Origin of the sequence: Fibrobacter sp. (genome assembly GCF_017545445.1) — a bacterium.
Taxonomy (GTDB): Bacteria; Fibrobacterota; Fibrobacteria; order Fibrobacterales; family Fibrobacteraceae; genus Fibrobacter.
In genome coordinates, this window is record NZ_JAFWOM010000122.1 from 21,248 (window position 1) to 28,324 (window position 7,077).

3 protein-coding genes and 1 rRNA gene are annotated in these 7,077 nt (G+C 50.9%); 2 read left to right on the plus strand and 2 right to left on the minus strand.

Features of this window, described 5'->3' with window-relative positions:
* Positions 1-29: 29 nt before the first annotated feature.
* Positions 30-2,390 carry an FISUMP domain-containing protein gene (locus IKG78_RS13515; protein WP_290944388.1) on the minus strand — a complete coding sequence of 787 codons (2,361 nt, stop codon included), beginning with the start codon at positions 2,388-2,390 and terminating at the stop codon, positions 30-32.
* Between the two features lie 384 nt (positions 2,391-2,774).
* Here IKG78_RS13515 and metH point away from each other — a divergent pair, with 384 nt between their 5' ends.
* Positions 2,775-6,446: a methionine synthase gene (metH, locus tag IKG78_RS13520; protein ID WP_290944391.1), complete on the plus strand. Its 3,672-nt coding sequence runs from the start codon at positions 2,775-2,777 to the stop codon at positions 6,444-6,446.
* Positions 6,447-6,586: 140 nt separating this feature from the next.
* The gene (locus tag IKG78_RS13525) at positions 6,587-6,763 is read left to right on the plus strand and encodes a hypothetical protein (protein ID WP_290944393.1); all 177 of its coding nucleotides are present in this window, start codon (positions 6,587-6,589) and stop codon (positions 6,761-6,763) included.
* A 182-nt stretch (positions 6,764-6,945) separates the two neighbouring features.
* Here the strand turns inward: IKG78_RS13525 and rrf are convergent.
* A 5S ribosomal RNA gene (gene rrf / locus IKG78_RS13530) occupies positions 6,946-7,060 on the minus strand.
* Positions 7,061-7,077 lie beyond the last annotated feature (17 nt).

Below are 7,077 nucleotides of genomic sequence, written 5' to 3' on the forward strand. Positions count from 1 at the left end.
TATAATTTTTTACAAAACCGATTTTACGCCTAGTCCTGCACACAACGGACAGAAAAAGCGTAGTTCTTATTGCTAACGTCCAAATTCGCATCATCGAGTTTTTCAGATAGGAACATATCGTACGCATCACTGCTATCGAGTTCCGAAGAACTCCAAAAGAGCGTGATTTCGCCAACGTTACCAGAAGAACCGATGATACTATAGCCCGCAGGAAGCCCCATAAAGCCAACACCATCCGTGCCGTTTCCGTCATTCACCCAGCCCGTCTGCGACTTGAGAATTTTTCCCGCTGTAGCACCCCCGCCAACGGCAGTAAATAGATTATCCCATTCAGCTCGGCTCGGCAAATGCCAGCCACTCGGGCAAGCCAATTTCGCTGCCGCCCATGTATAAAGCCTACCGTACTTGGCACAGTATTCCACAGAATCATTGTAACAATAACTATTTTCCGTTTTGTAATTCAAGTTTTCGGCCATCCAATACAGCGAACCTATCTTGATGGTTTTATAAACCTGCTTGTCACGAGGATCTGTAATCACATTCACAGAATCATACACCCACCCATCAGGTGTACAAGTATAAGACGAATGCAGTACTAAAGTATCGGATTTGTTCATAAAATAACTCACGCAGCCCCGATTCAGTTCAATTTCCAGTTTTTTATTTGCAACCCTGAACTTCCCCGCATCACACACATACATAGAATCTGTAACGTTGCCAGAGAATAACGTTCCATCTTTTGTACAGGTTCTTTTGTAAGTATCTTTTTCTAAAGTAGTTGCATATCGCCAAGCTTTTTTACTAGAGTCATAGATGTAATAAATGTTACTGTTGATTTGTCCTTTTTTAAGTTCACCATTTTCACCAGCTTTCCATTGATAAGTATCCTTTTCAATGTCTGTCGCCGCACGCCATCTGAACCGGCTCGCATCATCACAGATAAAGCGATTTTTATTAGTTGTGTCGGTGAAACTCTTGGCATAATACTTTTTAGATTTCTTATTCGACACCCATTTTACCGTTCCTACAGGAACATCGTCTCCGCACACACCAAGTCCAAGTTCTTCGCTCCAAAATCTGCGAATAAACTTTTCAAAATCAGGCACAGAGTCGGAAAGATTCCAATCCTTGACATTTTTGCGGAACTTCGCCAACTGACTTGCAGAATCAGCCACAGAAGAGTCAACCGTCGCCGCCCAATCCGCAATTTCAGCCCTTTTCGAGAGGTCATCCCACGTGCTGTCAGAACTCAGATCAATGCTGCAACTTGTCAATAGTTCCGTGAGTTCGGCTTCGCTGCGGTCACCTTGCAACAGAATCGAAATCGCAAGCAATGCCGCATCAGCCTCCGTCTTGCCGAATACATCCAAATCTTCAGAATAACCAAAGCCTGTAGCGTCAATATGGAATGCGTTGAAAATTTCACGTTCAGCCTGCTTTTTGGCCTTCTTGATATTAAGCGTTCCAGCACCTTTGCGTAAAAGTTCTGCCACGCGGTCAAATTCCAAATGCGTCAACAAGTTCACATTCACCGTATTGCGAGCGTAAAGGTCAGTCACCGCGTTCAATGTTATCGGGGATGCGGAACGTTTGCCAGTCACCTCGTTACGATAGTAGCCGTTTGCCGACAAGCGAACAAAACTTGACTTGAGAGTTACGTTGCTCATATTGAAACGACCATCATCCTGAGAAATTGTCCCGCTGAAAGTACGGCCCGTTTGCAACAGCGACTTGCTCCCGTCCAATTCAAACGCCGTCACCGTTGCGCCCTTCACGAACGGTCCCTTCTGCGACACACCACGGATGCTCGCATTCTCGATTTCATAAACTTCGTTCGTATCAACAACACTTGTATTAGCTGCACCGCCGTTTCCGTTCGAGCCGCGCATCGACATCGTAAACGAGTCAGTGCCGCACTTGATGGTCACCGCCGAATCCGTCAGACTTGTGACGGAGCAGCCCACGCCAGGAGCACCGGTATCTCCCTTTGCACCCTGTTTGCCATCGGTTCCGTTCTTTCCATTAGTCCCATTTTTACCATCCTTACCATCGGCACCAGCATCTCCCTTAGCCCCGTTTTTCACAACGCCAATGCTATCGCCATTACAAATAATCTTAATACCGCTTTTGTCCTTAAGTTCCTTTGTAGTACACGAATAACCTCCAGCAACAGAAATCCATTCGCCATCAATGCAGACTCGTGCCGATTTTTCACCTTTCACAAAAGCCTGCTCGCCTTCGTTGTCTTTAGTACACTTCGGAAGGTTCTTCGCCGAAGATAGTACTTCCATAGCCATGTTCACTTGTGTAATGTTTTCCGTCGTTTCATCGCCACAAGCATTGAAAAGGAGAATAAGGGGAAACAAAGTTAATAGGGATATTTTTTTCATACAATTATGCGTCAAACAGTCTTGTTAAAAAATTTGCATGGAGAGGATGACTTAGAAACCCGTCCGTAAATTGCTACGGCACACCCAGAAAAAAATTGAGTAAAGGATTTCATACTCGTAATATAATTTTTTACAAGTAGGATAAAAAAAGAAACCTAGCCTATCAAAGCCAAAACTAGTCTGTGCATTGTTTGCATGCAGCACAAAAAGTCTTCCAACGAAGAGCTAAGACCGAACCGCCGAAAAAAAACTCGGTACTTCAAAAAGATATGTAATTATGACTATTCCACCTTCACCACCCATGACAGCATTCCATGCATTTTCTATTTTTATGCATAAAAACAAATATACGCATAAATTCGAATTTTAAACACGGAATTTAAAATGACTCTTCGCGAAGCGTTCGAATCAAAGATGATGCTGCTCGATGGCGGCATGGGCTCTGTTATCCAGACTTACGGGATCAAGGGCGCCAACAACGACATGCTCTCCATCGAAAAGCCCGACATCATTCTCGACATCCAGCGTCGCTACGTGGATGCAGGTGTGGATTGTCTCACGACGAACACGTTTTCGAGCCAGCGCGTGAGCCAGCACGAATACCATCAGGAACACCGCATCGCGGAGATGAACCGCGCTTCCGTGAAAATCGCGAAGCAGGCCGCCGAAGAAGGCTTCAAGAAATACGGTCGCAAGGTCTATATTCTGGGCGACGTCGGCCCCACAAGCAAGATGCTTTCCATGAGCGAAGACGTGAACGACCCGGCTAGCCGCGCCATCACATTTGATGAACTCGAAGATGCGTATTTGGAACAAATTTCCGTGCTCATGGAAGAAGGCGTTGACGCCATCCTCATTGAAACGATTTTTGATACGTTGAACGCGAAGGCTGCCCTCAGCGCATACAGCAAGGCAAATGACGCCCGCATTGAAGCCGCCAAAGCAGCAGGCCCTTCGGCAGGCTCAGGGACCTTACCAGCAGATATCAAGCCGATCGAAGTCATGCTCTCGATGACCGTGAGCGATGCCTCCGGCCGTACACTTTCGGGCCAGACGGTCGAAGCTTTCGCCGTGAGCGTGATGCACATGCACCCGCTTTCCATCGGCTTAAACTGTGGTCTCGGCGCAGATGGCATGGTGCCGTACCTCCGCCGCATGGGAGCCATTGCTCCGTGCTACCTCAGCTGCCATCCGAACGCAGGTCTTCCGAACCAGTTCGGCGGTTACGATGACACGCCCGAAGACATGGTGCGCCTGATGCGCGTTTATCTGGACGACAAGCTCGTGAATATGATTGGCGGTTGCTGTGGTACGACTCCAGAACACATCGCCGCAATGCGCAAAATGCTGGACGAACTCCCGGCCGACTACAAGCGCCGTGAACCCGCGCCCAAGTACGTCACTTGCCCGCGTCTCCGTCTCGCAGGTTTGGAACCGTTGTTCAGAGAACAGGTTCGTCCGAGCAATGGTGCCGACAGCTGTAACGCCGATGATTTCGTGAAGGTCGGCGAACGTTGCAACGTCGCGGGCTCCAAGAAGTTCCTCCGCCTCATCAACGAGAAGAATTACGAAGAAGCCCTCGACATCGCCCGTAAGCAAGTCGATGACGGTGCCGACGTCATTGACGTCAACATGGACGACGGTCTCCTCGATGCCACCGCCGAAATGCGTACGTTCTTGAACTTGATTGCATCCGACCCTGCTGTAAGCCGCGTGCCTATCATGGTCGATAGCTCCCGCTTTGAAGTCATCGAAGAAGGCCTCAAGTGCATCCAAGGTAAGAGCATCGTGAACTCGATTTCGCTCAAGATGGGCGAAAAAGCGTTTATCGAACATGCACTTACCGTGAAGCGCCTCGGTGCAGCCGTGATTGTGATGCTCTTCGACGAAGAAGGTCAGGCCACAAACTACGAACGTCGCGTACAAATTGCGTCCCGCGCTTATGATATCATGGTGAAGCAGCTTCACTTCGACCCGTCCGATATCATTTACGACCCGAACGTTTTGACAGTCGCTACCGGCATGGCAGAACACAACGCCTATGCCATTGACTTTATCCGCGCCGTCCGCTGGATTATGGACAACCTCCCCGGCGTCCGTATCTCGGGTGGTCTTTCGAACCTTTCGTTCGCATTCCGTGGCAACAACTACTTGCGCGAATCCATGCACACAACGTTCCTGCATTATGCCATTCCGAACGGCATGGGCATGGCGATTATGAACCCGAGCGCGATAGTCGAATACAAGACGATTCCGCTGGAACTCCGCATGGCAATTACCGAAGTTATCTTCAATACGGAACCGGATGCCAGCGAAGCACTCATCGAAATCGCAAGCCGCATGACTGCGGCCGCCGCAGCCGCCAAGGAAGCGGGCACCAAATACGATCCGAAAGCGATTTTCGCCATGAGCACAGGCACAGGTACAAGTTCCGCGGACGCAGGTGAAAGCGCCGCCGACACCAAGCCCACCACGCCCGAAGAACGCTTGCAAGAAGCGCTCCTCAAGGGAACTTCTACAACACTACAGCCCGACCTGATGGAACTCATCAACCGTGGCGATAGCCCCGTCGGAATCATCTCCGGCCCGCTGATGGACGGCATGAACGAAGTCGGCCGTCTCTTCGGCGAAGGCAAGATGTTCCTCCCGCAAGTCGTGAAAACCGCACGCACCATGAAGAAGGCCGTAGAAATCTTGCAGCCTTACATCGAAGCGGGCAAGGACGCAAACGCCGCAAGCCGTGGCAAGATTGTCATCGCGACCGTCAAGGGCGACGTGCATGACATCGGCAAGAACATCGTGTCCGTGATTATGGCCTGTAATGGTTACGAAATGGTTGACCTCGGTGTGATGGTTCCCGAAGATGTCATCGTCAAAGCCGCGATTGAAAACAAAGCGGATATCTTGAGCCTCTCCGGTCTTATTACGCCGTCTCTCGAAGAAATGTGTACAGTCGCAAAGGCCATGCAGGCTGCCGGTCAGCGCATCCCAATTATTGTCGGTGGCGCCACAACCTCGCCCACGCATACCGCCGTGAAAATTGCCCCGTGCTATGACGGCCCTGTTTTCCATGTGCGCGACGCCGCCAGCAATCCGGGCCTCGCCCAGAAATTGCTCGACCCCGCCACCCGCGAACAAACGATTCAAGAAAACCGCGAGGAGCAACAGCGCATCCGCGACAAGCAAAACGGCATCAAGACCGAAGCCGCAAACGCCATGGCCGCAGCCGCCTCTACACCGGAAGAACGCCGTTTCCAATACGACTGGAGCAAATACCAGCCGGTACAGCCGCCGTTCATGGGCGAAAGCAAGCTCCCGCCGATTCCTATCGAAAAAATCATTCCACTAATCAGCTGGGAATACTTCTTCTTCACTTGGAAAATCAAGCCCGAAGAAGAAGAAGCGAAAAAGCTCAAGGCCGATGCCGAAGCACTCATCAAGTCGCTCACAAAGTCTGAATACTCCCTCCGCGCTGTTCAGGCATTTTACCCAGCTGCCGGTACAGAAAAGTCCGTCATCTTCAACACGGGCCGCACAGGCACAGATGCTGACCTCATCGAAGTCTCGACCGCACGCCAGCAGAACCCCGAAGGCACTTGCCTTGCGCTCTGCGACTACGTTGCTCCGGCAAACGCAAATACCGCAAGCGTTTTCGCATCCCCCGCAGGCAAGGACGTGTTCCGCGACATCGTCGGTGCATTCGCAGTGACCATGAGCAATACGTTCGTCAAGCGTTTGGAAAAGCTGAAAGCCGAACAGGGCGGCAGCGATTACGACGTTCTCCTCATGCAGACTGTCGCCGACCGCCTCGCCGAAGCAGGTGCAGAATACTTAAGCCAGGAACTCGAACATAACAACGGTTGGAAGGGCATCCGCCCAGCTGTCGGTTACCCCGTGCTCCCGAACATCAAGGAAATTTTCAACGTAGCAAAGCTCATCGATTTCAACAGCGTTGGTATCAGCCTCACCGAAAATGGCGCCATGTACCCGCAAGCCTCCGTAAGCGGCCTCTACATCAGCCACCCCGAAATCGAATACTTCAATGTGAAGGTGTAGCCATTAAAGCTACAGTTGCAACTTCATTTTTAATAAATCAAAAAAACAACGTCAAGGTGGATAAAATCCGCCTCAACGTTGTTATATAAATGAATGCGTTGCACGCAAAAGCATATAAACAGCCCCGAAACAAAGCGGAGATGACAACGCGAGGGGAACCGTATCTGCGATGGGTGCAGTGCAAGCAGGTCCCGGAACAAGTCCGGGATGACAAGCGCAGGCGGGAGCGTGTCCGCAAAGGGGAAACGCGTCCGCAATGGGATTCGCTCCTTTGCGTCATCCTGATGCCGAAGGCGGAAGGATCCAGTAACTGTTAGGGGTTTGATTATAGGGATTACAGGTTAGGAACGCGAGGGGAAACGTATCTGCGATGGGTACAGTGTAAGCCGGTCCCGGCCCTTCGACAAGCTCAGGGACCTTAGGGCCGGGATGACAATCGCGGGCGGATGACGGCAAAACGAAAAAGCCCCCTCGACGGTTTACCGTCAAGGGGGCGTGAATCCAGCGGCGACCTACTCTCCCGGACCCGAGGGCCAGGTACCATCGGCGATCTGAGGCTTAACTTCCGTGTTCGGGATGGGAACGGGTGTGACCCTCACTCGATAACCGCTGAAACAAATTCTTGCATGGA

Excerpts from the sequence above, each read along its gene's own strand:
- IKG78_RS13515 (WP_290944388.1), bottom strand. The coding sequence starts at position 2,390 with ATGAAAAAAATATCCCTATTAACTTTGTTTCCCCTTATTCTCCTTTTC.
- metH (WP_290944391.1), top strand. The coding sequence starts at position 2,775 with ATGACTCTTCGCGAAGCGTTCGAATCAAAGATGATGCTGCTCGATGGC.
- IKG78_RS13525 (WP_290944393.1), top strand. The coding sequence starts at position 6,587 with ATGACAACGCGAGGGGAACCGTATCTGCGATGGGTGCAGTGCAAGCAG.